At 71.8% G+C, this 24036-nt stretch carries 23 protein-coding genes; 12 read left to right on the top strand and 11 right to left on the bottom strand.

Annotated features, from left to right (window positions below; all coding sequences use genetic code 11):
- Nucleotides 1-33: 33 nt before the first annotated feature.
- From truD to DJ75_RS15655, 4 genes are all read right to left on the bottom strand, one after another.
- Complete coding sequence (gene truD, locus DJ75_RS15670; protein ID WP_094525352.1) at nucleotides 34-1554, bottom strand: tRNA pseudouridine(13) synthase TruD; 1521 nt, start codon at nucleotides 1552-1554, stop codon at nucleotides 34-36.
- Nucleotides 1555-1893, bottom strand: a complete 339-nt coding sequence (gene pth2 / locus DJ75_RS15665) for a peptidyl-tRNA hydrolase Pth2 (protein ID WP_094525351.1) — start codon at nucleotides 1891-1893, stop codon at nucleotides 1555-1557. It abuts the gene before it with no gap.
- Nucleotides 1894-2011: 118 nt separating this feature from the next.
- Entirely contained in the window at nucleotides 2012-2809 is a 798-nt protein-coding gene (locus tag DJ75_RS15660; protein WP_094525411.1) for a bacteriorhodopsin, read from the bottom strand.
- 201 nt (nucleotides 2810-3010) lie between these two features.
- Nucleotides 3011-4534 carry an NAD(P)/FAD-dependent oxidoreductase gene (locus DJ75_RS15655; RefSeq protein WP_094525350.1) on the bottom strand — a complete coding sequence of 508 codons (1524 nt, stop codon included), beginning with the start codon at nucleotides 4532-4534 and terminating at the stop codon, nucleotides 3011-3013.
- A 136-nt stretch (nucleotides 4535-4670) separates the two neighbouring features.
- Between DJ75_RS15655 and DJ75_RS15650 the strand changes: the two genes are divergently transcribed.
- The 4 genes from DJ75_RS15650 (at nucleotide 4671) to DJ75_RS15635 (ending at nucleotide 9450) form a co-directional block, all read left to right on the top strand.
- A complete protein-coding gene (locus tag DJ75_RS15650) occupies nucleotides 4671-5402 on the top strand; it encodes a helix-turn-helix domain-containing protein (RefSeq protein ID WP_094525349.1) in 732 nt (243 codons plus the stop codon).
- Nucleotides 5403-5513: 111 nt separating this feature from the next.
- The gene (locus DJ75_RS15645) at nucleotides 5514-5942 is read left to right on the top strand and encodes a plastocyanin/azurin family copper-binding protein (RefSeq protein ID WP_094525348.1); all 429 of its coding nucleotides are present in this window, start codon (nucleotides 5514-5516) and stop codon (nucleotides 5940-5942) included.
- Between the two features lie 88 nt (nucleotides 5943-6030).
- Complete coding sequence (locus tag DJ75_RS15640; RefSeq protein WP_094525347.1) at nucleotides 6031-6873, top strand: sulfite exporter TauE/SafE family protein; 843 nt, start codon at nucleotides 6031-6033, stop codon at nucleotides 6871-6873.
- 3 nt (nucleotides 6874-6876) lie between these two features.
- Nucleotides 6877-9450 (top strand): cation-translocating P-type ATPase, encoded by a 2574-nt coding sequence (locus tag DJ75_RS15635; RefSeq protein ID WP_094525346.1) that lies wholly within the window; start codon nucleotides 6877-6879, stop codon nucleotides 9448-9450.
- Nucleotides 9451-9470: 20 nt separating this feature from the next.
- Here the strand turns inward: DJ75_RS15635 and DJ75_RS15630 are convergent, their stop codons facing one another.
- A complete protein-coding gene (locus tag DJ75_RS15630) occupies nucleotides 9471-9713 on the bottom strand; it encodes a hypothetical protein (RefSeq protein WP_094525345.1) in 243 nt (80 codons plus the stop codon).
- A gap of 176 nt (nucleotides 9714-9889) precedes the next feature.
- Here DJ75_RS15630 and DJ75_RS15625 point away from each other — a divergent pair, with 176 nt between their 5' ends.
- A complete protein-coding gene (locus tag DJ75_RS15625) occupies nucleotides 9890-10675 on the top strand; it encodes an aldo/keto reductase (RefSeq protein ID WP_094525410.1) in 786 nt (261 codons plus the stop codon).
- 57 nt (nucleotides 10676-10732) lie between these two features.
- Here the strand turns inward: DJ75_RS15625 and DJ75_RS15620 are convergent, their stop codons facing one another.
- Together DJ75_RS15620 and DJ75_RS15615 are read right to left on the bottom strand one after the other, a co-directional pair.
- Nucleotides 10733-11194 (bottom strand): pyridoxamine 5'-phosphate oxidase family protein, encoded by a 462-nt coding sequence (locus tag DJ75_RS15620; RefSeq protein WP_094525344.1) that lies wholly within the window; start codon nucleotides 11192-11194, stop codon nucleotides 10733-10735.
- Between the two features lie 159 nt (nucleotides 11195-11353).
- Entirely contained in the window at nucleotides 11354-13231 is a 1878-nt protein-coding gene (locus DJ75_RS15615) for a S9 family peptidase (RefSeq protein ID WP_094525343.1), read from the bottom strand.
- A gap of 125 nt (nucleotides 13232-13356) precedes the next feature.
- On the opposite strand from DJ75_RS15615, the gene DJ75_RS15610 reads away from it, so the two are divergent.
- Complete coding sequence (locus tag DJ75_RS15610; RefSeq protein WP_094525342.1) at nucleotides 13357-14403, top strand: glycosyltransferase; 1047 nt, start codon at nucleotides 13357-13359, stop codon at nucleotides 14401-14403.
- Nucleotides 14404-14476: 73 nt separating this feature from the next.
- Here the strand turns inward: DJ75_RS15610 and DJ75_RS15605 are convergent, their stop codons facing one another.
- Nucleotides 14477-15115, bottom strand: a complete 639-nt coding sequence (locus tag DJ75_RS15605; RefSeq protein WP_094525341.1) for a halocyanin domain-containing protein — start codon at nucleotides 15113-15115, stop codon at nucleotides 14477-14479.
- 129 nt (nucleotides 15116-15244) lie between these two features.
- Between DJ75_RS15605 and DJ75_RS15600 the strand changes: the two genes are divergently transcribed.
- The 6 genes from DJ75_RS15600 (at nucleotide 15245) to DJ75_RS15575 (ending at nucleotide 19392) form a co-directional block, all read left to right on the top strand.
- A complete protein-coding gene (locus DJ75_RS15600; protein WP_094525340.1) occupies nucleotides 15245-15721 on the top strand; it encodes a hypothetical protein in 477 nt (158 codons plus the stop codon).
- 82 nt (nucleotides 15722-15803) lie between these two features.
- On the top strand, nucleotides 15804-16133 hold the full coding sequence (locus DJ75_RS15595; protein ID WP_094525339.1) for a hypothetical protein: 330 nt from the start codon (nucleotides 15804-15806) through the stop codon (nucleotides 16131-16133).
- Nucleotides 16134-16257: 124 nt separating this feature from the next.
- Nucleotides 16258-17196: a methenyltetrahydromethanopterin cyclohydrolase gene (gene mch, locus DJ75_RS15590; RefSeq protein WP_094525338.1), complete on the top strand. Its 939-nt coding sequence runs from the start codon at nucleotides 16258-16260 to the stop codon at nucleotides 17194-17196.
- 21 nt (nucleotides 17197-17217) lie between these two features.
- On the top strand, nucleotides 17218-17766 hold the full coding sequence (locus tag DJ75_RS15585) for a hypothetical protein (protein ID WP_094525337.1): 549 nt from the start codon (nucleotides 17218-17220) through the stop codon (nucleotides 17764-17766).
- A gap of 70 nt (nucleotides 17767-17836) precedes the next feature.
- Nucleotides 17837-19042 (top strand): potassium channel family protein, encoded by a 1206-nt coding sequence (locus DJ75_RS15580; protein WP_094525336.1) that lies wholly within the window; start codon nucleotides 17837-17839, stop codon nucleotides 19040-19042.
- A complete protein-coding gene (locus DJ75_RS15575) occupies nucleotides 19039-19392 on the top strand; it encodes a nuclear transport factor 2 family protein (RefSeq protein WP_176451095.1) in 354 nt (117 codons plus the stop codon). Before DJ75_RS15580 ends, DJ75_RS15575 begins: the two co-directional genes overlap by 4 nt.
- Nucleotides 19393-19465: 73 nt before the next feature.
- Here the strand turns inward: DJ75_RS15575 and mfnA are convergent, their stop codons facing one another.
- The 3 genes from mfnA to DJ75_RS15560 form a co-directional block, all read right to left on the bottom strand.
- Complete coding sequence (gene mfnA / locus DJ75_RS15570) at nucleotides 19466-20533, bottom strand: tyrosine decarboxylase MfnA (RefSeq protein ID WP_094525335.1); 1068 nt, start codon at nucleotides 20531-20533, stop codon at nucleotides 19466-19468.
- A gap of 132 nt (nucleotides 20534-20665) precedes the next feature.
- Nucleotides 20666-23017: a phosphoenolpyruvate synthase gene (ppsA, locus tag DJ75_RS15565; protein ID WP_094525334.1), complete on the bottom strand. Its 2352-nt coding sequence runs from the start codon at nucleotides 23015-23017 to the stop codon at nucleotides 20666-20668.
- A 318-nt stretch (nucleotides 23018-23335) separates the two neighbouring features.
- Nucleotides 23336-23965: a hypothetical protein gene (locus DJ75_RS15560; protein WP_094525409.1), complete on the bottom strand. Its 630-nt coding sequence runs from the start codon at nucleotides 23963-23965 to the stop codon at nucleotides 23336-23338.
- Nucleotides 23966-24036 lie beyond the last annotated feature (71 nt).

Below are 24036 nucleotides of genomic sequence, written 5' to 3'. Positions count from 1 at the left end.
CGAACGAGGATCGGTCGAGGGTCCGCACCCCGCTCAGAGGTCGAGCGGCCCGCTCTTCGTGAACTCCCGGAGCAGCACGGTCGCGTACGATCCGCTCGGGAGCGCGAACGCGAACCGGGGGTCTCCGTCCGAGAACGCCACGTCGAGGTCGGTGCGCAGGAGGAGCGCCCGGCGCGTGCCCGCGGAGTCGAACTCGCCGGGGAGCGCGAAGTCGCCGGGCTCGATCCCGGCGTCGGCGAGGACCTCGCGCTCGATCTCGCCGGGCTCGCCGTCGCCGAGTTCGGTCTCGGTCCCGACGAGCGGAGCCGTCACGAACGCCCGGCCGCGCTCGCAGTGCCGGGAGACGACCGACACGCGGTCGGCGTCGACCCGCTGGAGTCGGTCTGTATCGGGGGCGTACAGCTCGTCGGGGGCGTCGCCGTCGGCGAAGCAGACCACGTCGCCGGCGACGGGGCGATCGAACGGGAGGCCGCGCCGGAGCCGCTCGCTCGCGATCCGGTTGAAGAGGAACGACTGGGCCGCGTTGACGAACAGGCGCTGGAGGTTCGACGGCACCGCCTCCAGCGCGTGCCACCAGTCCTCGTCGTCTGGCGGCGCGTCGGGGGCGACGCCGCGGTCGGCGAGCCGGTGGACCATCGAGCGCTCGAACCGGAGCTTGCCCGGGATCGCGTCGAGGCAGGCGCCCCAGTCGCCGTCGCCGGTACCGTCGGCGGCGGAGCGCTCGGCGTCGGCGACGTCGGCGGCGGCCGCCCCGCCCGCGATACCCTCCCCGGCGACCTCGGGGTTCACGCCGAACGCCGCGTCGACGCGGTCGCGCGCGGCCCGCGTGTCGTCAGGCTCCGTCTCGGCGGGGTTACCCGCGTACAGCCGGACCGCCTCGCGCGGGTCGTTCCGGGCGATCGCGAGCCCCACGACGTGGGTGACGGGCCGCCGGCTTCCGAACCGCTGTTGGCCGAAGTAGTTCGGGACGCCGACGGTCGCGCCGCTCGCGAGGTCGGCGTCGGCGCTCGCGGCGTCGACCGAGTCGCTCTCGTCGCCCGCGAACCCACGGAGGTCGCGCACCGCGTCGGCGACGCGGCCGGGCGCCTCCCCCACCGCGTCGGCGACCCGGATCTCGAAGGCGTTGCCGGCCAGATCGCCGAAGGAGAGCCGCCGGCCGGCCCGACCGAGCGCCTCGATCTCGGCGCCGCGGATCGCGGGGAGGTCGTCGGGGTCGACCTCGCGGAGCGTGAACAGCTGCGTCGTGACCGCGCGCTTGTCCTTCGTGCCGGCCCACGAGACGCGCTCGCGGCTGATCCCGAGCGCGTCGGAGATCCGGCGCGCGAAGTCGTTCGTGTCCCAGTCGCGCAGCGTGACGCGGACGACAAGTTCGGGGTAGCTCCCGCGGTCTGCGCCGAGCGGCTCCGGCTCGAACGCCTCCAGTTCGCGGACGCGGAAGTCCTCGGGAGACTCCCGGAGCCGGCCGCCGATCCCGTCGGCGTCACTGACGTAGTAGTCCATGCCGACCGCGCGCTCGGTCGGGTGCGCCTCGCGGAGGTCGCGTTCGGAGGCCATCTAGTACAGCGAGAGGTCGCCGGTCACGCGGTCGACGGTGTCGTCGCGGGCGGGCCCGACGGCGAGCGCGGTGACGGTCCCCGGCTCCAGTTGGGTGTGGCCCGCGTCTCGGACGATGGCGTACGGGATCCCCTCCGTCTCCGCCTTGTCGGCCAGCGCGAACAGCTGGCTCTCGGAGTCGCCCTTCAGCACGACCTTCTTCTGTCCGTCGCCCTGCCACTTCTTGCGGGCGCGGCGCCCCGCGTCCTGGTACGCCGACAGCGACGCGTGCGCGACCTGCGCGGCGAGCTTCCCCTCGCCCATGCCGATGTCCGTGCGGGCGACGATGGCCTGCTTCATGTCCCGTTCCACCGCCGCCGCGGGTTTAGCGCTTTGCTCTCGGCCGGACCGGCGGCCGACCGGCTGGACGGAGCGATGGCAAAAAGGAAGAGTGGAACCGCGGGGCGGTCGGCCGGCCTCAGTCGTCGGCGGGCGAGGCGCCGCCGGAGGCGGAGCCGAGGCCCGAGGCCACCTTGGCGACCGCGCTCTCGTTGTCGACGACCCACCGCAGGAGGAGGAACGCGAAGAGGTACTTCGCGATGATGTCCATCCCGCTGTACGCCCACGAGGTGATCGCGACGTCGAGCACCGCGAGCCCCTCGGCGCCGAGCGCCCAGAAGATCGGGTAGCCGAGCCACAGGACCACGGTGAGCACCTTCAGCGTGTTGAAGATCTCGGCGGTGCCGGCGACCTCTGCGTCCCGTGCCCACTCGGCGAGCAGGATGTAGAGGACGACGGCGAAGAAGGCGCAGCTGATGACGTACCAGACCCAGCGTAGCATGTATGAGGACGTGGTCAGCGCGGCCGCGAGACCGGTGACGCACATCCCGATGTCGGCCACGACGGCCGTGAACAGCTTCGTCATGTTCGAGCCGGCGAGCAGGCCGAGCGCGATGAGGATCATCGGCGTCGACAGCGCCCACGTGAGATACCGGCCCCACGGAGTGAGCACCTCCTGACCGGCCAGCGCGTGTCCGGCCGGCATCTCGAGGAAGCTGACCGTGAGTCCGGAGACGAGTCCGGTGTAGCTCGATATCGACACCAGCGGTACCATCAGCGTGGCGACGAAAATCAGCTGAGCGCGGGGGTCCTCCACGTTCCGGCCCATGTACACGAACAGGAGGATGGACAGGCCCGCGAGGGCGATGTTTATCCAGAGCGACGCGCTCAGGAGCTGATCGCTCTGAATCGCTTGGAACACGTCGGTTTGAGTCATTTCGAGCGGGACGATTCCCTGCGCGAGTAGGTCGGCCGCTGCTGTTTCGATCATGCGACGTACCTCCTTACGTCGCGGGACAATTAAATGGACCAACCTGACAGGTAAGGGTTTCTCAACGGATTCCGGTCTCGGGCGGAATAGTTCGAAAACCTCAGCTTCTGCGGCCCGATAATGAACGGTCGATCCAAAGTCTCCCGTTCATCGCCCGATCAGCGGAAGCCGGTCGAAAGGACCGCCGGCGACGTCCGCCGCGACCGCGTCGGCGCAGTGCTCCCCGCTCAGCAGGCACATCGGGACGCCGATCCCGGGGTTGCTGCTCCCGCCGACGTAGTAGAGCCGGTCGACCCCCCGGACCCGCGGGCCGGGGCGGAGCGGTCCCGTCTGTCTCATGGTGTGCGCGAGCCCGAGCGCGCTCCCGCCCGGTCGGTCGAACCGGTCGGCGAAGTCGGAGACGGACGCCGACTCCTCGACGACGATCCGGTCGCGGAGGTCGGTCCCGGTGTACGACGCGACCGCGTCGAGGACGCGCTCGCGGAACGCGGCCCGGCGGTCGGGGCCGTCGTCCAAGCCTGGCGCGATCGGGACGAGCGTCACGACCGTCTCGTGGCCCTCCGGCGCGACCGACGGGTCGGTGCGCGAGGGCACGTTCACGTATATCGTCGGGTTCTCGGGCCACGCGGGCGACTCGAAGATGGCGTCGAAGTGGGGCTTCCAGTCGGTCGGCAGCGCCAATGTGTGGTGCGCCAGCGAGTCGAGGGACCCCTCCACGCCGAGGTAGAGCAGGAAGGCGCTCGGGCCGTACGTCCGCCGGTCCCAGTAGTCGCCGAAACGGGGCACCGCGCCCTCGGGGAGCAGCTCGCGCTCGACGTGCTCGGGCGGCGCGTTACAGACGACCCGGTCGTGGACGTAGCGGTCGCCGCCCAGCTCGACGGCGACCTCGTCGGGCCCCGGCTCGATTCCGGTGACGCCGACCCCCGTGTGGACGTCCGCGCCCTGCGCCGTCGCGACCGCCTCGATCGCCTCGATCACCTCGTACATCCCGCCGAGCGGGTAGTAGACGCCGTGACCGAAGTCCACGTGGCTCATCAGCTGGTACAGGGCGGGGGTGTCGTACGGCGACCCGCCGAGGAAGACGAGGGTGTACTGGAGCAGCTGGCGGAGCTTCGGGTGCTCGACGTACGACGCGACGTGTTCGTCGAGCGTGTCGAACAGGTTGAGCTTGCGGCCGCCGGCGAGGACGTCGGTCGAGAGGTAGTCGCGGAACCGCGACCGCCCCGGCCGCACGAAGCTGTCCATTCCGACCTCGTAGGCCGTCTCGGCGTCGTCGAGGTACCGGCGAAACGCGTCGCCCGCGCCGGCCTCGTACGAGTCGAACAGCGCCGCGGCCGCGTCCGGGTCCGCGGGGACGTCGACCCGGTCCCCGTCGTCCCAGAACACGCGGTAGTGCGGGTCGAGCCGCTCCAGCTCGTAGAAGTCCTCCGGTTCGCGGCCGAATCGCTCGAAGAAGCGTTCGAACACGTCCGGCATGAGGTACCACGAGGGACCGGTGTCGAACCGGAACCCGTCGCGTTCCAGCCGGCCGGCCACCCCGCCCACGCGCTCGCGGCGCTCGTAGAGCGTCACCTCGGCCCCGGCGTCGGCGAGGTGCGCGGCCGCCGAGAGCCCGCCGACGCCGCCGCCCACGATACCGATCGAGACCCCGTCGAGCCCGCGCGCTGTCATCGTCGATAGAACGGTTTCCGGCCGGGAGAGTCGTGTCCGTCCCACGACGGGGTTTTATAAATTCCACGCGCGGCTCGGTCGACGGACGTACTCGTTCGGGACCGTTCTTTTACCGGTCCGTCGGCTTAATTCGAACATGTCGCGGGGGTCACGTCGCTCGTCGTCCGCCGACGGTTCGACCGACCCCCACGCCGACGATCCCCCCGACGACGACCGCGACGGCCCGATACCCGACGAGCCCGCCGGCGGGTCGCGGGGCGTCCGCGCTCGCCTCGCCGTCCGGGACCCGCCGCACGCGCCGGTCGCCGAGGCGCTCCCCGACGGGACGGTCGCCACCGGCGTGGAACGCGTCCGCCTCGACGACGCCGTCGTCTCGGAGTTCCGCACAGAGCGGCCGATCGACGCGGATCCCGTGTTCGCGGCCGACGGCGAGTACGTCTACCGGATCCGGAGCCCTCCGACGGAGCCGTACCCCTGCCGGTCGATCGAGTCGCTCGGCCACCCGGTCTCCGACGTCACGGTCCGGACTGGCCCCGACCGGATCCTGCTCACGCTCTCGTTGCCCACCGGCGACCCGATCGGCGACATCGTCGAGACCGTCGAGGCCACGGGGGCGTCGGTCACGCTCGAACGGCTCACCCGGTCCGGCGCGTCGGGCGACTGCGACCCGGTCGTCGTCGATCGGGACCGGCTCACCGACCGACAGCGCGAGGTCGTCCGGACCGCCCACCGGCTCGGGTACTTCGAGTACCCGCGCGAGGCCGACGCGGAGGCGGTCGCGGCGGCCGTGGGGATCGCCCGGTCGACGTTCGCCGAGCACCTCGCGGCCGCGCAGCGGCGGGTGTTCGACGAGCTCGTGGACCCGTGACGGGAGCCGAGCCGTCGGACGGAGCGGTCGGCCGCTTCCCGAGGCCCGCGACGGTTCCCACGCGGTGGGGCGAACCGCGATATTGAAACGACTGAAACCCCGAGGACGGGTATGCATCGCAGACGGTTCCTCCGGCGGATCGGGGCGGCCGGCGTCGGCACCGGGGCGACCGCGTCCCTCGCCGGCTGCGCCGGCGTCGGCGGCGAGCCGGACTACGACGTCGGGATGGTCGCGTCCGGGTACCGCCCCGCCGAGCTGACCGTGTCCGTCGGGGACACGGTCGTCTGGGAGAACACGAGCTCGCGGGCGCACACGGTGACCGCCTACGAGGCGGCGATCCCCGACGCGGCGGAGTACTTCGCCTCCGGCGGCTACGAGGACGAGGAGACCGCCCGCGAGGCGTGGGCGTCCGACTTCGGCGGCGGACTGGAGAACGGCGACCGCTTCTCGCACACCTTCGAGGTCGCCGGGCGCTACGACTACGTCTGCATCCCGCACGAGACCGGGGGGATGTACGCGACCGTCTTCGCGGAGGAGTGACGTGCGCCGCAGCCGTCGCGGACCGTCGGTCTCGTCCCCGACGAAACCCATTACCGCCCGCGACGCCAAGACGCGGTAACACACGCCCATGGACATCTCGACGCTTCTGGGGACCGACGTCCTGCTGTTCCTGGCCATCGGGCTGCTCGGCGGCGCCCACTGTATCGGCATGTGCGGCCCGCTCGTGACGGTGTACGCCGGTCGGATGCGCGAGGGGGACGGCCGGACCGACGGCGGGGGCGCGGCGAGCGGCGGGGCCGCCGCGTCCGCGGCCTCCGACGGTCGCGGGAGCCACCTCACGACCTACGAGGTCCGCCAGCACGCGCTGTTCAACCTCGGCCGCGCGGCGAGCTACGCGACCATCGGCGCGGCGCTCGGCGCGCTCGGCGGGGTCGTCCTCGTCACGACGGCGACGCTGACCGGCGCGGCGGAGCTCGTCCGGGGCGTCGTCGGCCTCGGCGTCGGCGCGGCCGTGATACTCGTCGGCGTTCGGTACGCGCTCGGCGGCGCGACCGGGGGGATCCACCTCCCGGGACTCGAACGAGTCACCGGCTGGCTCACCGGCCACGTCGACCGGCTCGCGAACGGCCCCGGCATCGTCGGGCTCGGCGCGGTCCACGGCCTCCTCCCCTGCCCGATCCTCTACCCGGCGTACCTCTACGCGTTCGCCAGCGGCTCGGCGGTCAGCGGCGGAATCGCGCTCGCGGCGCTCGGGATCGGGACGATGCCCGCCGTCTTCCTCTACGGCACCGTGATCGAGAGCGTCGACGCCGTCCACCGGCGCCGGATCCACCGGCTGCTCGGCGTCGCCTTCGTCGCGCTCGGCTACGTCCTGTTCGCGCACGGGCTGATGTCGGTCGGAATCTCCGTGCCGCACCCGCGGCTCCCGTTCTGGAACCCGCTCGACGCCGGGACGATGGGGGGGATGTGACCGATGAGCGCGCCCGACTGCACCCTCTGTGAACTCCCGACCGACGGCGTCGACGTGACCGACGACGCGGGCAACGAGTTCTGCTGTCCCGGCTGTCGAGACGTGTACGCGGCCCTCGGCGACGTCGACGTCGACGCCGACGCGGTTCGGGAGCGTCGACGCGCGGGCGACGAAGGCGGGGAGGCCGGGGGCGATGAGGCCGGCGACGACGTCCCGGCCGACCACGAGGCGACGTTCCTCGAGGTCGACGGGATGCACTGCGCGACCTGCGAGGCGTTCATCGAGACGGTCGCGACCCGGACGGAGGGCGTCAGCGCCGCGAGCGCCAGCTACGTCACGGACACCGTCCGGATCGACCACGACCCGGACGGCGTCTCGACCGACGACCTCTCGGAGGCGGTGAGCGGGCTCGGCTACAGCGCGTACCCCCGCGACGACGCCTTCGCGCGCCGGCAGGCCGACAACATGGCGACGGCCCGGCTCGCGGCCGGCGTGCTCGTCGGGATGGCCGTCATGCTGCAGTACATCGTCATCATCTATCCGACCTACTTCGCGTTCCCCTTCTACAACGAGCGCACCCTGGAGTACCTCGACCAGGCGATGTCGTCGACGTCGGGGACGTACTTCTTCATCGTGATCGCGGTCCTGACGACCGTCGTCCTCCTGTTCACCGGGAAGCCGATACTGCGGGGCGCCTACGTCAGCGCGAAGACGCGGTCGCCGAACATGGACCTCCTCGTCGCCATCGCGGCGGTGAGCGCGTACGTCTACAGCACGCTCGCGGTGATATTCGTCGAGTCGCCGTCGATCTACTACGACGTGACGGTCGCGATCATCGTGATCGTCACCGTCGGCAACAGCTACGAGGACTCGATCAAGAAGCGCGCGACGGAGCTCCTCTCGGACCTCACCGCGGTGCAGGTCGACAGCGCTCGGCGGGTCGTCGGGACCGGCGACGCCTCCGGCGGCTCCGATGCGGCCGATGCGGGGGCCGTCACCCAGACGGAGGAAGTCGCCATCGACGCGCTCGAACCCGAGGATCGCCTGCTCGTGCGGGCGGGCGAGCGCGTCCCGGTGGACGGCGAGGTCGTCGCCGGCGACGCCGCGGTCGACGAGTCGGTCGTCACCGGCGAGTCGATGCCGGTCCGGAAGACCGCCGGCGACGACGTGGTCGGCGGCTCCGTGGTCGCCGACGGTTCGCTGACGATCGCGGTCGGTCCCGACGCGAGCTCCAGCCTCGACCGCGTCGCGGAGCTCGTCTGGGACCTCCAGAGCGGGAACCACGGCGTCCAGAAGCTCGCCGACCGGCTCGCGACGGTCTTCGTCCCGGTCGTCCTCGCGGTGGCCGTCGTCGCCGCCGCCGCGAACCTCGCGCTCGGCAACGGCGTCACCGAGGCGATGCTCGTCGGGCTCACGGTGCTCATCGTCTCGTGCCCCTGTGCGCTCGGGCTCGCGACCCCGCTCGCGGTCGCCGCCGGGATCCGCGACGCGCTCGAGCGGTCCATCGTGATCTTCGACGACACCGTCTTCGAGCGGGTCCGCGACGCGACCACCGTCGTCTTCGACAAGACGGGGACGCTCACCACCGGCGAGATGGAGGTGATCGCCGCCGACGTCGACGACGACCTCCTCCGGCTCGCGGCCGCGTTGGAGGAGCGGTCGGCCCACCCGGTCGGCCGGGCCATCGCCGCGGCGCGAGCGCGCGGAGACGCTCGCGGAGACCCGGACGCGTCGCCCGCCCCCGCGGCGGTCGCCGACGGCGGGACGACCGAGTCGGCGTCGCCCGACGACGGAGCCGGCGCGACCGCCGGCGGCGACGCCGGAGGCGCGACCGACGCGCTCGCGGTCGAGGGCTTCGAGAGCCACGCCCGCGGGGTCTCCGGGACGGTCGACGGGACCGACGTGGTCGTGGGCCACCCCGCCCTGTTCGACGAGCGCGGCTGGACCGTCCCCGACGAGATCCGGCGGGCGGTCGCCGAGGCGCGCGACGTGGGTCGCGTCCCCGTCGCGGTGGGGCGCGACGGCGCCGCCGAGGGCGTCGTCGTGGTCGGCGACGAGCTGCGCGAGGGGTGGGAGGAGACGGTGACCGCGCTCGCCGACGAGGGCGTCGACGTGGTCGTGCTGACGGGCGACGACGAGCGCGCGGCGACCGTCTTTGAGGAGCACGAGGCGGTCTCCTCGGTGTTCGCGGGCGTCCCGCCGGAGGGGAAAGCCGAGACGATAACGCGGCTGAAGGCGAGCGGGCTGACGGTGATGGTCGGCGACGGGACCAACGACGCGCCGGCGCTCGCCGCCGCGGACCTCGGGATCGCGCTCGGCGGCGGCACGGCGATGGCGGCCGACGCCGCCGACGTGGCGATCGTCGACGACGACCTCGGCTCGGTCGCGACCGTCTTCGAGCTGTCGCGGGCGGCCGGCCGGCGCGTGAAGGGGAACATCGGCTGGGCGTTCCTGTACAACGCGGTCGCGATCCCGCTCGCGGTCACCGGCCTGCTCAACCCCCTGTTCGCCGCGGTCGCGATGGGCGCGTCGAGCCTGCTCGTCGTGACGAACTCCTCGCGGGCGCTGCTGGAGTGACGGGCGGCGGGAGGCCGCGCTCAGTACATCAGCACGGCGGTGAGGAGCCATCCGACCCCGACGGCGACCGACGCGGCGGTCGGCGACCGGGTCGGTTCGGTCGGCGGGTTTCGGAAGAGAATCTCGTAGAGGACGAGCGTGGACACGAGGCTCCCGCCGGCGAGCCCCTGGTGAAGGGCCACCGCGGAGTGGACGCTCGCCCCGACACCGACGATCATCGCGGCCGCGATCACCGCGAGCAGCCAGTCGTAGTAGCTCGCCATTCCCTCGTCGATACTTGTGACTCAGTTGCCAAGTATCGCTCGTCGCTTCCCGCGAGCCGATAACCGAGGGCGCGGGCCGACGGATGACCGGAACCGCAACCGACTTTCCCCTCACGCGACTACCCGGAGCCATGTCACAGCGACAGCGGTCCTTCGACGTACCGACCCGCGACGGGATGCCCGTGCTCGGGCTCGGCACGTGGGAGAACGACGAGCCGGCGCAGTGCACCGAGTCGGTGAAGACCGCGCTGGAGACCGGCTACCGCCACGTCGACACCGCCCAGATATACGGCAACGAGGCGGCCGTCGGCGACGGGATCGCCGCGGCCGACGTCGACCGCGACGACGTGTTCCTCGCCACGAAGGTGTGGATCGACCAGCTCGCGCCCGAGGACGTGGCCGCGTCCACCCGCGAGAGCCTCGAGAAGCTCGGCACGGAGTACGTCGACCTACTGTACGTCCACTGGCCGGCGGGCGCGTACGACCCCGAAGAGACGCTGCCCGCGTTCGCCGAGCTCCGCGACGACGGCCTGATCGACCGGATCGGCGTCTCGAACTTCGAGCCGCACCACCTCGACGCCGCGACCGACGCGCTCGGCGAGGCGCCGTTCGCGAACCAGGTGGAGATGCACCCGCTGCTCCGGCAGGAGGAGTTGCGCGAGTACGCCGACGCCAACGGCGTCGAGCTCGTCGCCTACTCTCCCCTCGCCCGCGGGGTCGTGCTCGACGACCCGGCGGTCACTCACATCGCCGAGAAGCACGGCGTCAGCGCCGCGCAGGTGAGCCTCGCGTGGCTCCGCGAGAAGGGCGTCACCGCCATCCCGAAGGCGACGGGAGAGGATCACATCGCCGACAACTGGGCGAGCATCGGGCTCGAACTGGACGACGAGGACGTCGAGGAGATCGACACCCTCGGTCGGACCGACCGCCAGCTGAACCCGGACTTCGGCCCGGACTGGTAGTCGGACCGATGACGGCGCGGCCCCGTTAGGGACCGGTGACGGCGCGCGTCGCGCCCCTCATTTTCCGCCGACGTCCCGCTGTTGGAGCCCGGTCCACTCGTCGATCTCGAAGCGGTAGCCGCGGACGCCGCGCATCGGATGCGCGGACGAGAAGACGTTCGGGTGCCACGCGTTCTCCATCGCGCTCCGGAGCTCGTCCCACTCCCCCTCCTCGACGGCGGTGATTCGGCCGGTCAGCGAGACGCTCTGCCAGTCGTACATGGACTCGGCGCGGTAGACCAGGAACTGAGCCCGTCCCGCCTCGGTCACGAGCGTCTCCTTCCGGCTCTCGGACCCGAACAGCAAGAAGACGAAATACAGCGTCGCGTCCCCGTCGAAGCCGAACGAGATCGGGAGGAGATACGGGAGGTCGTCGGTCGGGAGCCCGAGCGTTCCGACCCCCTCCGCTTCGAGGAGCTCCCCCATCTGGCCCTCGCTCATCGAGGCCGCCGTGGACTCGGCGATTGCGTCGATGCCCATGATAGATAATGTTTGTCGTACAGCATAAGACTACTGCGACCCCTCACCGTCCCGTCGACGAGCCGAATCCCGGGGCGCTCGACGCGATATCCCGGGCGTCGGTCCCGCGCCGGCTCCGCACTTCACCCCGCGTCCGATCTCCATCTCAGACGCGTCGACTCAGACGTGCTCGGCGAGGAAGTCGACGACTTCGCGGTACGCCTCGATGCGGTTCTCCAGCTTCGCGAAGCCGTGCCCCTCGTCGTCGAAGATCAGCTTGCGCACCGGGACGCCCTGCTCGCGCGCCTCCTCGACGATCTGTTCGGCCTCGTCCACGGGCACCCGCGGGTCGTTCGCGCCGTGGAGGACGAACAGGGGGGAGTCGATGGCCTCGATGTTGTTGATCGGCGAGATCGACGCCAGGAACTCCCGGTCCTCGTCGAGCGAGCCGTACTCGGCCTCGCGGAGCTCGCGGCGCCAGTCGCCGGTGTTCTCCAGGAAGGTGACGAAGTTCGCGATGCCGACGATGTCGACGCCGGCGGCCCACAGCTCGGGGTACTCGGTGAGCGCGGCGAGCACCATGAAGCCGCCGTAGGAGCCGCCCATCGCGACGACGCGGTCGGGATCGACCTCGGGGTGGTCGTGGAGCCACTCGACGCCGGCCTCGACGTCGGCCACCGAGTCCATCCGCTTCTCCACGTCGTCGAGCGCGGAGTAGGCCTTCCCGTACCCGGAGGAGCCGCGGACGTTCGGTTCGAAGACGGCGTAGCCGTTGTTCAGCAGGTACTGCTTCACCGAGGCGAAAGAGGGGCGGCGCTGCGACTCCGGCCCGCCGTGGATGTCGACGACGACGGGGTAGCCGCCCTCGGGCGGCTCCGTCTCCGGGACGGAGAAGAAGGCGGGGATCTCCCGGCCGTCGAAGGTCGGGTAGTGGACGAGCTCGGGCTCGACGAACGTGTCCGGCGGGATCCCGGCGGTCGAGGCGGCGGTCCAGCGCTCCGTCTCGCCGGTGGTCGCGTCGACGACGTAGGCGTTCGCGTTGTGGGTGCTCCCGGTCGCGGTGACCGCGAAGCGGTCGCCGTCCGGCCCGAAGCTCACGCCGCCGGCGACGCCCCTCGGGAGGTCCGGGGCCGGGAACGGGTCGATCCGGTCGGGGTCGACGAGCTCCCCGACCGTCAGCTCGGTGTAGCCGTCGACGTTCCGCGAGTAGACGACGCGGCGGGACTCCTCGTCGACCGCGACGCCGTCGACGTTCCAGCCGTCGTCGCCGCCCGGCTTCTCTGGGGCGTCGTCCGACTCGTCGGCGCCGGCGCCGCCCTCGAGGGCCGACCCCTCGCCGGACGCGACCACGGTGAAGTCGCCGGTCGCGAGCTCGAGCCGCTCCAAGCGGAGCGTGTCGCTGTCGCGGTCGGTGACGAGGTACAGCGACTCGCCTTCCGGTCCCCACTCCGGACTGCCGTACCGGACGTCGCCCTCGTGAGGCGTGTGATGCGTCAGGTCGCCGCTCGCGACGTCGAGAGTGTACACGTCGTGATCGAACGAGGAGTGCGCCTCGTGGACGATCAGCCGGTCGTCGCTCGGCGACCAGCCCGCGACGGAGAGCCAGCCGTCGCCCTCGCACACCAGCTCGGCGTCGTCGCCGGTCGCGTCGCGGTCCTGCACGTACACGTCGAACACGGACTCGTCGCGCCGGTTGGAGGCGAACGCGAAGCGGTCGCCCTCGGAGTCCCAGCCGCCCCAGCGGTGCTTCGCCTCGGGGCGCTCGGTGAGGTCGACGATCTCGCCGGACTCGTAGTTGAGCCGGTAGAGCTGGGCGCGCTCGTTGCCGCCCTCGTCCATCCCGAAGACGGCCTCGGCGCGCTCGGGCGACGAGTCGACGAACGAGACCGCCTCCTCGAAGAACGTGTGCTGTTCGGGCCACCCCAGCGGCTCGTCGAGAGACCACACCTGGCCGGTGCCGGTCGTGTTCAGCAGGAAGGAGAGCCGACCGTCGGGCCCCAGGTCCGCTCCGCCGGCGTTCCGCACGTTGAGGTACCGTTCGATGTCGTACCGGTGCATGGGGTCCGGTTCCGCCCGCGGTGGGAAACCGTTTCGGGTGGCGGAGGTGGCCGGAGCGTTCCGGTCCCCGCCGACCACGTCGCGATGCCGTGTCTTTTTATTCGGGCCCGTCGTCCGGTCGCCGTATGCGCGTCGCGTTCGCCTCGCTTTTCGCCCCGGGTCACGGCGACACGCCGGCCCGGGAGCGGACGCGACGAGTCGCCCGCGGCCTCGCGGCCCGCGGCCACGAGGTCGCGTGGCTCTGCGCGCGCTGGTGGGGCGGCGATCACGACGCCTTCGAGGAGGACGGGATCGAGTACCGGTCGGTGACGACGGACCCGTCGCCCACGGCGTTCGCGGCGCGGCTCCCCGTCGCGCTCCGCCGCGTCGATCCCGACGTCGTCCACGCGGTCAACAGCCCGCCGACGCCGGGGCTCGGCGCGACGGTCGCGGGGACGCTGACGAGGACGCCGGTCGTCGTCGACTGGTGGCGCGACCACCCCGCGGACGCCGCCCGCCGCTATCGATTCCTCGCCCGGAGCGCCGACGGAGTGACGACCCCCTCGCGGACGACGAAGACGCGGGTCCGCGAGCACGGCGCCGACGGCGACGACGTGCGGGTCGTCCCGGAGAGCGTCGACTTCGAACTCGTCGAGTCGGCCGGCGTCGACGACCGGTTCGACGCGGTGTACGCCCGACGGTTGGACCGCCACGCGAACGTCGAGACGTTCCTGCTCGGACTCGCGGAGCTCCGCGGACGCGACTGGACCGCCGCCGTCGTCGGCGACGGCCCCGAGCGGGAGCGGATCGAGGCGACCGCGCGCGACCTCCGGATCGACGACCGGGTGTCGTTCCTCGGCGACCTCCCGCGCCGCGAGCGCGTCGAGCTGTACAAGGGGACCCACGTCGTCGCCGCGACGGCGACGTGGGAGACGTTCGCGACCGAGCTGTTGTGGGCCCTCGCATGCGGCTGCGTCGCCCTCGTCGAGTACCAGGCGGACTCGAGCGCCCACGAGCTCGTGGAGGGTCGCGAGCGCGGCCGCCTCGTCACGGGCCCGGCCGAACTCGCGGACGAGTTCGTCGCCGTCGGCGACCTCGAACGGAAGCCGATCGAGCGGGAGTTCGCGAGCTACGACCGCGACGCGGTGTTAGACCGGTACGTCGAGACGTACCGCGGGCTCCTCGGCGAGTGAACTGAAAAGGCGGGTCGAAATCTCGGATCGGCGACGCGCCCGCCGACCGCCGCGTGGTCGCGCCGAACGCCGACTACTCCTCGTCGCCGGTTATCGTCCCGCCGTACTTCATGAAGACGAACGCCAGCCCGAGCGTGCTCACCATCGCGATGAACGTGGCGATGCCGAGCGCGCGGGCGCCCTGCGGGACGAAGACGGCGTTCGATCCGCCGCCGCCGCCCGTCGACTCGGTCTCGATGTCCCCGCCGACGGCGAGGCCGGCGTGCATCCCGACCGCGGTGTGGGGAACGCAGTGGTAGTGCGTGATGCCGACGTCCTCCTCGCTCGTCTCGTACTCGTAGGTGTACCCCTCCTCGCCGACCGGGTCGCCGCTGTCGAGGCTGGCCGGGCCGCCGCCCTCGACGGTCTGGACGTTGTGGGCGCCGCCGTTCCCCGTCCATTCGAAGGTGATGGTCGTTCCCGGGTCGACCCACAGGAGGGTCGGGTCGAAGGCGAGACCGCTGTCGCCCGCGCCGACGGAGACGGTCACCTCGCTCTCGCCGCGGGCGTCCTGATACGACCCGACGTTCCCGCTGCTGGCCCCGCTCGGCCAGACCGGCTGTTCCTCCTGTGCCGCCGCGGTCCCCGCCGTCGCCGTCGCCGCCCCGGCGGCAGCGGTCGCGCCGCCCGCGGTCCGCATGAACGCGCGCCGGGAGACGTCGTCCGAGCTCATATCACCCGGTTCGTGACGGGTTGTAGTGAATATGTTGATCCGGACGCGGGCGGGATCGGCGTCCGGCCCCGCCGGCGAAGGCCGACGCGTCGCCGACGGGCGTATAAAAACGGCGCCCGTACGTCGGCCATGAGCTATCCGGTCACCTACTACTGTCCGCACTGCGGGACGCTCGTCGAGCTCGAACGCGACGGCTACCTCGCGGACAAGGCGGTGACGCCGTACCCCCTCGAGGGGTGGACGTACGTCGCCCCCGGGGAGCCGTTCGAGGATCGGGACGGCGTCGACGGCGTCAGATTCGTCTGCGGCGAGAGCGACGGGGTCGTCTGGGACCCGCACGACGGGGTTCGCGGGCCGGACGTCGGCGGGGCGGTCGCCAGCGACGGAGAGGGCGGGGACGAGCGGGAAAGCGAAGTCGACGACCCCGGCTGCGGCGAGCCGTTCTACCTCTCGTTCGTCCGGTACGACGAGGGACGCGAGATCGACCCGCGCGCCGAGAGCGAGCTGGTCGAGATCGACCCCGACCCGCGGCCGAGCGGACCGCGCGGGCCGAGCGGGCCGGGCGGCGTCGGGGACGACAGCGACTCCGACGGCGGATTCTGGTAGCGCGAAACCGCGGACCGACTCCGGACGCCGATCCGTCACGATCGACCGTACAATTATCACCGTGAGGCGTGACGAGGCAGGTATGCCGGACACCAAATCGGGGCGCGACAAGCAGGCCCGCGACGAGGAGCGCCGACGGATCGAGCGCGACATCTCGGAGGCCCGCGAGCGCGGCGACGAGGCGGAACCGTCGGACGACGGCCCGGAGGAGTGTTACCGACGCGGCTGCGACGAGCCGGCCGCGTTCGAGGTCACCGAGCGGTATCAGGAAGAGACCGGAACCGGCGCCGTGGAGGCGACCGCCCTCCTCTGCGTGGACCACACGGCCGCGGAAGGGCCGGCCAATCTGGACAGCGCGTACGAGGGGTACGTCTTCCGCGTCGAACCGATCTCGACGGGCGACGGCGACTGAGCCCGGGAGTCCACGGCGACTGAGCCCGGGAGTCCACGGCGACTGAGCGGAGCCGACGGGCGCGCGACGCGGACGGCGGTGCCAACAGACAAACCCCTTAACCGGGGAGCGAAAAGTATCGAGCATGGAAAGCATCAATCGGACCGCGATCGAGCTCGTCGACGAGGCGCTCGACTTCGCCGGTGAGCTCGACGTCGTCGGCTACGAGCTGGAGAACGGCGCCACCGTCGTCGACTTCGGGATCGACGCCGCCGGCGGCGTCGAGGCCGGGCTCCTGCTCGCCGAGATCCAGACCGCCGGCCTCGCGAACCTCCGCACCCGCGTGGGCGAGGTCGCCGGCGCGCCCCGCCAGTACGTGGAGCTGTCGACGGACCACCCCGCGATCGCGCTGCTCTGTTCGCAGAAGGCCGGCTGGGAGCTCGACTTCGAGTCCGGTTACGAGGGGCTCGGCTCGGGTCCCGCCCGCGCGCTCGTCGGGCAGGAGGCGGAGTTCGAGCGCGTCGGCTACTACGACTCCTCCGAGTTCGCCACGCTCACCGTCGAGTCGACCGCGCTCCCGACCGAGGAGGTCGCCGAGCACGTCGCCGACCTCGCCGAGGTCGACCCCGAGGGCGTCTTCCTCCCGGCGTACGCGACCGGCTCGACCGCCGGCTCGGTCGCCACCGCGGCCCGCGCGGCGGAGCTCGCCGTCTTCCGCCTGCTGGAGCTCGGCTACGAGCCGACCGACGTGCTCCACGCGTCCGGCGCCGCGCCGATGGCGCCGGTGACCCGCGACGAGGACCTCGCGATGGGTCGGACGAACGACGCCCTCGCGTACGGCGGCGAGGTCCACCTGCAGGTCGCGCGCGACGACGACCGCTTCGACCAGATCGTCTCGACCGCCCGCGAGGAGTACGGCACCCCCTTCGTCGAGGTGTTCGAGGACGCGGGCTGGGACTTCTACGAGGTCGACGAGCGCGTCTTCGCGCCGGCGAAGGTCACCGTCGACGTCGTCGACGGCCCCGTCTACGCCGTCGGCGAGACGGACGAGGAGCTGCTCGCCGAGTCGTTCGACTACCGCTGAGACGGTCGCGGATCGACGTCGATGCGAATCAAGCCCGTCCCCGACCCCCCGGCCGCCGTCGACGACCTCCGCGAGCTCCAGCGCGCGGTGCCGCTCGTCCCCGGCAGCACCGACGACTGCTGCGCCCGCCTCCGCGACCGGTGCGGGCTCGCCGACCGGCGGGTCGCGAACGACTGGCTCGCGTTCCTCCGCGCGCTCGGACTCGTCCGGGAGACGTCGCGGGGGTTCGTGCGGACCGACGCGGAGCCGACCCCGGAGCTGGTCCGCGAGGGACTCCGCGAGGGCGTCCTGCTCGCGCCGGAGGCGCTGGCCGCTCTCCGGGAGGCCACGCCCGAGGACCCGGTCACGCCCGAGGCGCTGTTCGAGGCGACCCGCGAGTCGGTCCCGCGACACGACCGCGCTCGCGACCCGGAGTGGGAGGCGACGTGGCGCGACCGGGCGGCCCGGCTGCTGGCGTGGCTCGCGCTCGTCGACCTCGCCCGGCGGGTGTCGAACGACGGGGAGAGAGACGGCGACGCGGGGGGGACTCCCGCCTACGTCGCCGGCGACGAGGCGGAGACGTCTCCCTGAGCGCCCCGCGCGCAATCGGCGGGAGCGCCCCGCGACAAGCCTTTTAGTCGGCGCCGGAGAGGGTGTTCGCATGGGACGATTCGACCGGCGGGAGTCGCCGCTGTCGGTCACGTACGAGCCGACGAGCGTGAAGGACCTGCTCGTGGAGATGAAAGACACCGCGGAGCTGCTGATCGATCTGTCGTACTCGGCGGTGCTCCACGGGAGCCCGACGATCGCCGAGGAGGTCGTCGAGCTCGAACACCGGATGGACGTCCTCCAGATGCGCGCGCGGATGAGCCTCATGCTCGCGGCGCGGAGCCCCGACGAGGCCGAGACGCTCGCGCCGGTGCTCGGCGTGGTCGGCGCGGCGGACAAGATCTCCGACGCCGCGGGCGACATCGCGAAGATCATCACCGATGAGATCGGCCTCCCCGACGCGATGCGTGGCGCGCTCACGGGCGGCGTCGAGACGCTCGTCCGCGGCACCGTCGCGTCGGACTCCGGCTACGCCGGTCGCACGCTCAAGGACATCGACTTGGAGTCGAAGACGGGGGTCCGAGTCATCGCGATCCGGCGCGACGACGACTGGATCCTCAACCCCGGACCGAAGACGCGGATCGAGGTCGGCGACGTGACGCTCCTCCGCGGCCCGGAGACGGGCGTCGTCGAGGCGTACCCCGAGCTGGCGGGCGAGCCGTTCGAGCCGGCGGAGCCGGTCGAGCCCGCGATCGACGACCTGGAACGCGCGGTCGACTCGATCGTGCTGATGAAGAACCTCTCCGAGCTCGCGGTCGACCTGGCGTACGGCTCGATCCTGTTCAACAACGAGGAGCTCGCGGAGGAGGTGTCCAACCTGGAGATCGAGGTCGACGCGCTCCAGTCGCGGTTCGAGGCGTGGACCCTCCGCGCCGCGCGAGAGGCCGACGACCCCGTCTCGCTCCGCGGGCTGATCCACCTCGGCGTCGCCACCGAGGAGATCTCGGACGCCGCGGTGAAGATCACCGAAGGCGTCAGGCGCAACTTGGGCGTCCACCCAGTCGTGGAGATGGCGGTCCAGGAGTCGGACGAGATCATCACGCGGACCGTGGTCCGGGAGGGGAGCGACCTCGCGGGCACGAGCGTGACGAACGGGATCCCCACGACCGACGTCTCCACGAGCGTGATCGCGATCCGCCGCCCGGACGAGGGGTGGCTGATCGGTCACGACATCGACACGGTGCTGCGCGCCGGCGACGCCGTCATCTCGAAGGGGACTCGCACCTCCGCCGAGGAGTTCGAGGCGCTCGCGTCGTGACCGCCCCGCCGACCGCGGACCCCGAGGGCCTCGCCCGCGCCTACTACGACGCGCTCGACGCCGGCGACTACGAGCGGCTCCGAGGGCTGCTCGCCCCGGACTTCGCCCAGCGACGCCCGGACCGCACCTTCGAGGGGCGCGACCGCTTCGTGGCGTTCATGCGCGACGAGCGGCCGATGACGGACACGACCCACGCCGTCGACGCGGTGTACCCGTCCGGCCCCGGCGTCGCCGTTCGGGGACGACTGCTGGACGCCGACGGCGACGAGGTGTTCGCGTTCGTCGACGTCTTCGACGTCACGGACGGGCGGCTCGCCTCGCTGGAGACGTACGCCGGCGACGGGGAGTGAGTCGAACTCGGCGGCGGCGGGGAGTGAATCGAACTCGGCGGCGGCGGAGCGGGCGCGCCGAGTCGGGCGTCGCTCACGCGCGGATCCGGTCGAGGTCGGCGACGAACGCCCGAAGCGCGTCGCGCGTCACGTGGGGCATGCAGACGACGCGGAGCTCGCCCGCGGCCGTCCGCGACACCTTCCAGCCGGCCTCTCGGAGCGCGTCGAACTCGGCCTCGGGGAGCGCCGCGGCGACGAGCGGGAGCGTCGGCTCGACGACGTCGTAGCCGCGCTCGGCGAGGGCCTCGGCGAGCCACGCGGCGTCGTCGGTCGCGCGCTCGCTCGCTTCGCGGTACCCGTCGGGCCACAGCGCCTCCATCGCGGCGACCGCGCCGGCGACGCCAGCGCCGCTCCGGGTGCCGGTCAGGGTCGCCTGCGACCGCGTCTCCAAGTAGGGCGTGTCGACCGCGAGCGCGTTCATCGCGGCCGGTTCCCGGGCGAGGAGCCCGCCGGCGGGAACGGGGGCCTGTCCGAACTTGTGGGGGTCGATCGTCAGCGTGTCGATCGGGGCGTCGCCGAACGACCACGCGCGGTCGGCGAACGGAAGCACGAACCCGCCCCACGCCGCGTCGACGTGCATCAGCGCGCCGGCGTCGTGGGCGATCTCGGTCAGCGCCGGGATCGGGTCCACGCGCCCGTACTCCGTGCTGCCGGCGACGCCGACGACCAGCGCGGTGGCGTCGTCGACGGCGGCCGCGACCGCGTCGGTCCGGGCCCGGTAGTCGTCGTCGACGGGGACCGTCCGCAGTTCGACGTCGAGCAGCTCCGCGGCCTTGTGGAACGAGAAGTGGCCGCTCTCGGGGACGACGACGTTCGCGTCGCTCGCGTCGTGTCGGTTCCGCGCGGAGCGGACCGCCTGCACGTTCGCCTCGGTCCCGCCGGCGGTGACGTAGCCCGCCGCGTCGGTCGGCTCGGGGTGGGCCGCGAGCGTCGCGAGCAGCTCGACCGCGCGCGTCTCCAGCGACGCGACCGCCTCGTAGGTGGCCGGGTCGCCGGGGTTCGTCGCGAGGTAGCGCTCGGCCGCCTCCCGGGCCGCGGGGTGCGGTTCGGTACACATCGAGGAGAGCACCCGGTCGAACGACTGCGGCTCGGGCTGCTGCATTCAAGAAACCGTTACCGCGGAGGGTCTTACCCGTTCCGAAAAATTGAGGAGAGAACCTCGCGCTTCAGCGCGGGGAGGATGTCAACCGTTCCGTTCTCAGCTCCGAGAGACAAAATCCGGTTCAGCACGGCCTCAGCGCACCGAGTCGAGGAGGAGCCGCTGTTCGGTCCGCTTCACCTCGTGTTGGACGTCGCGGACGGCGTCGATGTTCGCCGAGATAGAGGAGACCCCCTCCTCGACGAGGAAGTCGACCATCTCCGACTTGGAGCCGGCCTGCCCGCAGATGCTCGTGTCGACGCCGAGCTCGCGGCACGTCTCGATCGTGTCGCCGATCAGCTGGAGCACCGCGGGGTGGAGCTCGTCGAACCGGCCGGCGACGTGCTCGTTGTTGCGGTCGACCGCCAGCGTGTACTGCGTGAGGTCGTTGGTGCCGAAAGAGGCGAAGTCGATACCGGCGGCGGCCAGCTCCCCGATCTGCAGCGCGCTCGCCGGCGTCTCGATCATCACGCCCCACCGGTGCGTCTCGGGGTCGATGCCGGCGTCGCGCATGTGTCCCGTTATCGCTTCGACGTCGGTCGCGTCGTTGACGAGGGGGAACATCACCTCCAAGTTGTCGTACCCCATGTCGAAGAGGCGCGCGAACGCGGCGAGCTCCTGCCGGAACGGGTCGGGCTTGTCGAGGCTCCGCCGGATCCCGCGCCACCCGAGCATCGGGTTGTGCTCGTTGGGCTCCCCCTCGCCGCCCTCCAGCTCGCGGAACTCGTCGGTCGGCGCGTCGATGGTACGCACGCGGACCGGCCGCGGGTAGAACTCGTCGGCGACGCGGCGCACGCCCTCGATCAGCTCGTCCTGGTACGCGCGGGCGCCGTGGTCGTTGATGTACTTCTCGGGGGTCTTCCCGAGCGAGAGCACCATGTGCTCGATCCGGAGGAGTCCGACCCCGTCGGCGCCCGTCGCGGCCGCGCGTTCGGCCGCCTCGGGGATCGAGACGTTCACCTTCACCTCCGTCGCCGTCATCGGCTTTACCGGCGTCTCGGGGCGGGCCGCCTCCACGGGCTCGAACTCCTCGCCGGGCTCGGCCTCCTCGTCGACGCCGGCGCGGACGGTGCCCTTGTCGCCGTCGAGGGTGACCTCCTGGCCGTCCTCGAGCAGTCGCGTCCCGTTACCCGTCCCGACGACGGCCGGGACGCCGAGCTCGCGGGAGATGATCGCGGCGTGGCTCGTCATGCCGCCCTCGTCGGTGACGATCCCCGCGGCGCGCTTCATCGCCGGGACCATGTCCGGCATCGTCATCTCCGTGACCATCACGTCGCCCTCCTGGACCTGGTCGAGGTGGTCGAGCTTGTGGACGATCCGGACCGCGCCGGAGACGACCCCCGGGCTCGCGCCGAGCCCGTCGGCGAGGACGTCCTCGTCCGCGCCGGCGGATCCGCCGTTGGCCGCGCCGGGCCGGCCCGACGCGCCCCCGACGGTGGACTTCCTCGGGGTCTCTCCGCCGGTCCCGCCCGCGTCCGCGCCGCCCTCGTCGCTCTCGTCCTCCTGAATCGTCGTGATCGGTCGCGACTGGAGCATGTATATCTCGCCGTCGCGGATCGCCCACTCGACGTCTTGCGGCGTCCCGTAGTGGTCCTCGACGCGCTCGCCGAGCGCGACCAGATCCCCGATCTCCGCGTCGGAGAGGACCCGCGCGGTGCGGCGCTCCTCGTCGACGTCGAGCTGGACCGTCTCGCCGGTCTCGGCGTCCTTCACCATCTCCACCTTCTTGTCCGCGACGGTGACCTGGTCGACGGCGCCGCGCTCGCGGTCGTACACGTAGTTGTCGGGCGAGACCGTGCCGGAGACGACCGCCTCGCCGAGCCCCCACGCGGCCTCGATGGTGATCTGCGGGTCGCCGGTCGAGGGGTGGCTGGTGAACATCACGCCGGACTTCTCGGCGTCGACCATCCGCTGGACGACGACCGCGATGTCGACGTCGGCGTGCGGGAACCCCCGCTGCTGCCGGTAGTAGATTGCTCGCTGGGTGAAGAGGGAGGCCCAGCACTCCTTCACTCGGCGGAGCAGGTCGTCCTCGCGGACGTTGAGGAACGTCTCCTGTTGCCCGGCGAACGAGGAGTCCGGGAGGTCCTCGGCGGTCGCCGAGGACCGCACGGCGACGAACGCCTCCTCCTCGCCGCCCATCGAGCGGTACCGTTCCAGGATCTCCTCGCGGACCTCCTCGGGGAACGGCGTGTCGAGGATGAGCTCTTCCGCCCGCTCCTCGGCCGCGCGGAGCGCGGCGGAGTCCTCGGGATCGACGTCGACGGCCGAGAACAGCTCCTCGTCGATCCCCGCCTCCTCGATGAAGGTCCGGTACGTGCCCGCGGTGACGGCGAATCCCGGGGGAACCGGGAGTCCGGCGCCGATGAGTTCACCGAGCGACGCGGCCTTCCCGCCGACAGTCCCGACGTCGTCGGCGTCAACGTCCTCCAGCCAGAGTACTGCCATTCGTGTACCCGGAGGATCCGCGAGCCGACCTATGAAGCTTCCGGCCGACACTTCGGTGAATAAAAGATTACTCAGTCGCGAGTTACGGGTGCGCCGAGGGCGGCGACCGAAACCGGACGTCACGGTCGGTCAACGGATCGAACGCGGGGAGGTGGGCCGAAGAGGGCGAACGAGAGAGGGCCGAAGCAGTCAGGGAACGACGAACCGTCCGTCGGTCCGTACCCGTTTTTCATCCCCGTTTATCGTATACTTACCCCCCGTCAAGAGAGTCAGCACCCGTAACGTGTTACAGGTGTTGTAACATCTCGCCCGGAACGGTCACTCGTCGGCGAGCCGCTCGCGCTCCGCGCTCAGGATCCGCTCCCAGACGCCGAACAGCCGGCTGTTCAGGTCGTACCGATCGTTCACTCGGCGGACCCACGCGTCATCGGCGAACAGGAGGCGTTGGAACCGACGGACGGGCGGCGAGAGCGACGCCCGGTCGCCCCCGTAGTACGACACCGTCTCCTCGCGAGTCCGCTCGACGAGGTCGGGCGGGACGCCGATCCCGTCGGCCGCGGCGGCGTGGTTGAACCACTCCAAGTGTAACAGCGCGTCGGCCAGCAGGAAGCGGTCACGGAACCCCGAGACCCCCGCGAGCGCGGGTCGGCCGTCGACGGTCACGTCCCGCGGGCGGGAGAACCGCGGGGCGGCCACCGTCACGCCGGCGGCTCCCGCGACCGCCGCGGCGACGCGCCGAAGGCGCCAGTCGCCGTACCGAACCGGAGCGATCAGCGCGAGCTCGTACCACGTCGGCAGCCACTCGCAGTACGGTTCGGAGAAGGCGCCGTCGGCGAGCAGCGTCGCCGCGACCGACCGCGCTTCGGCGGGCGACAGCGTCGTGTGATCGGTCCGGAGCCGCTCGACGACCCGCGCGCCGTCGACCGCGTCGGCTCCCGCGAACCCCATGCCGTCGGCGACGTGGCGGGTGTACGCGCGGCTCGCCGCGTACCAGTCGGCGAAGTCGGCGGGCGCCGTCA

Source organism: Halorubrum sp. Eb13 (assembly GCF_002252895.1).
Taxonomy (GTDB): domain Archaea; phylum Halobacteriota; class Halobacteria; order Halobacteriales; family Haloferacaceae; genus Halorubrum.
The sequence above is the reverse complement of the archived record's forward strand: the minus strand, read 5'-3'. Positions and strand labels throughout refer to the sequence as shown.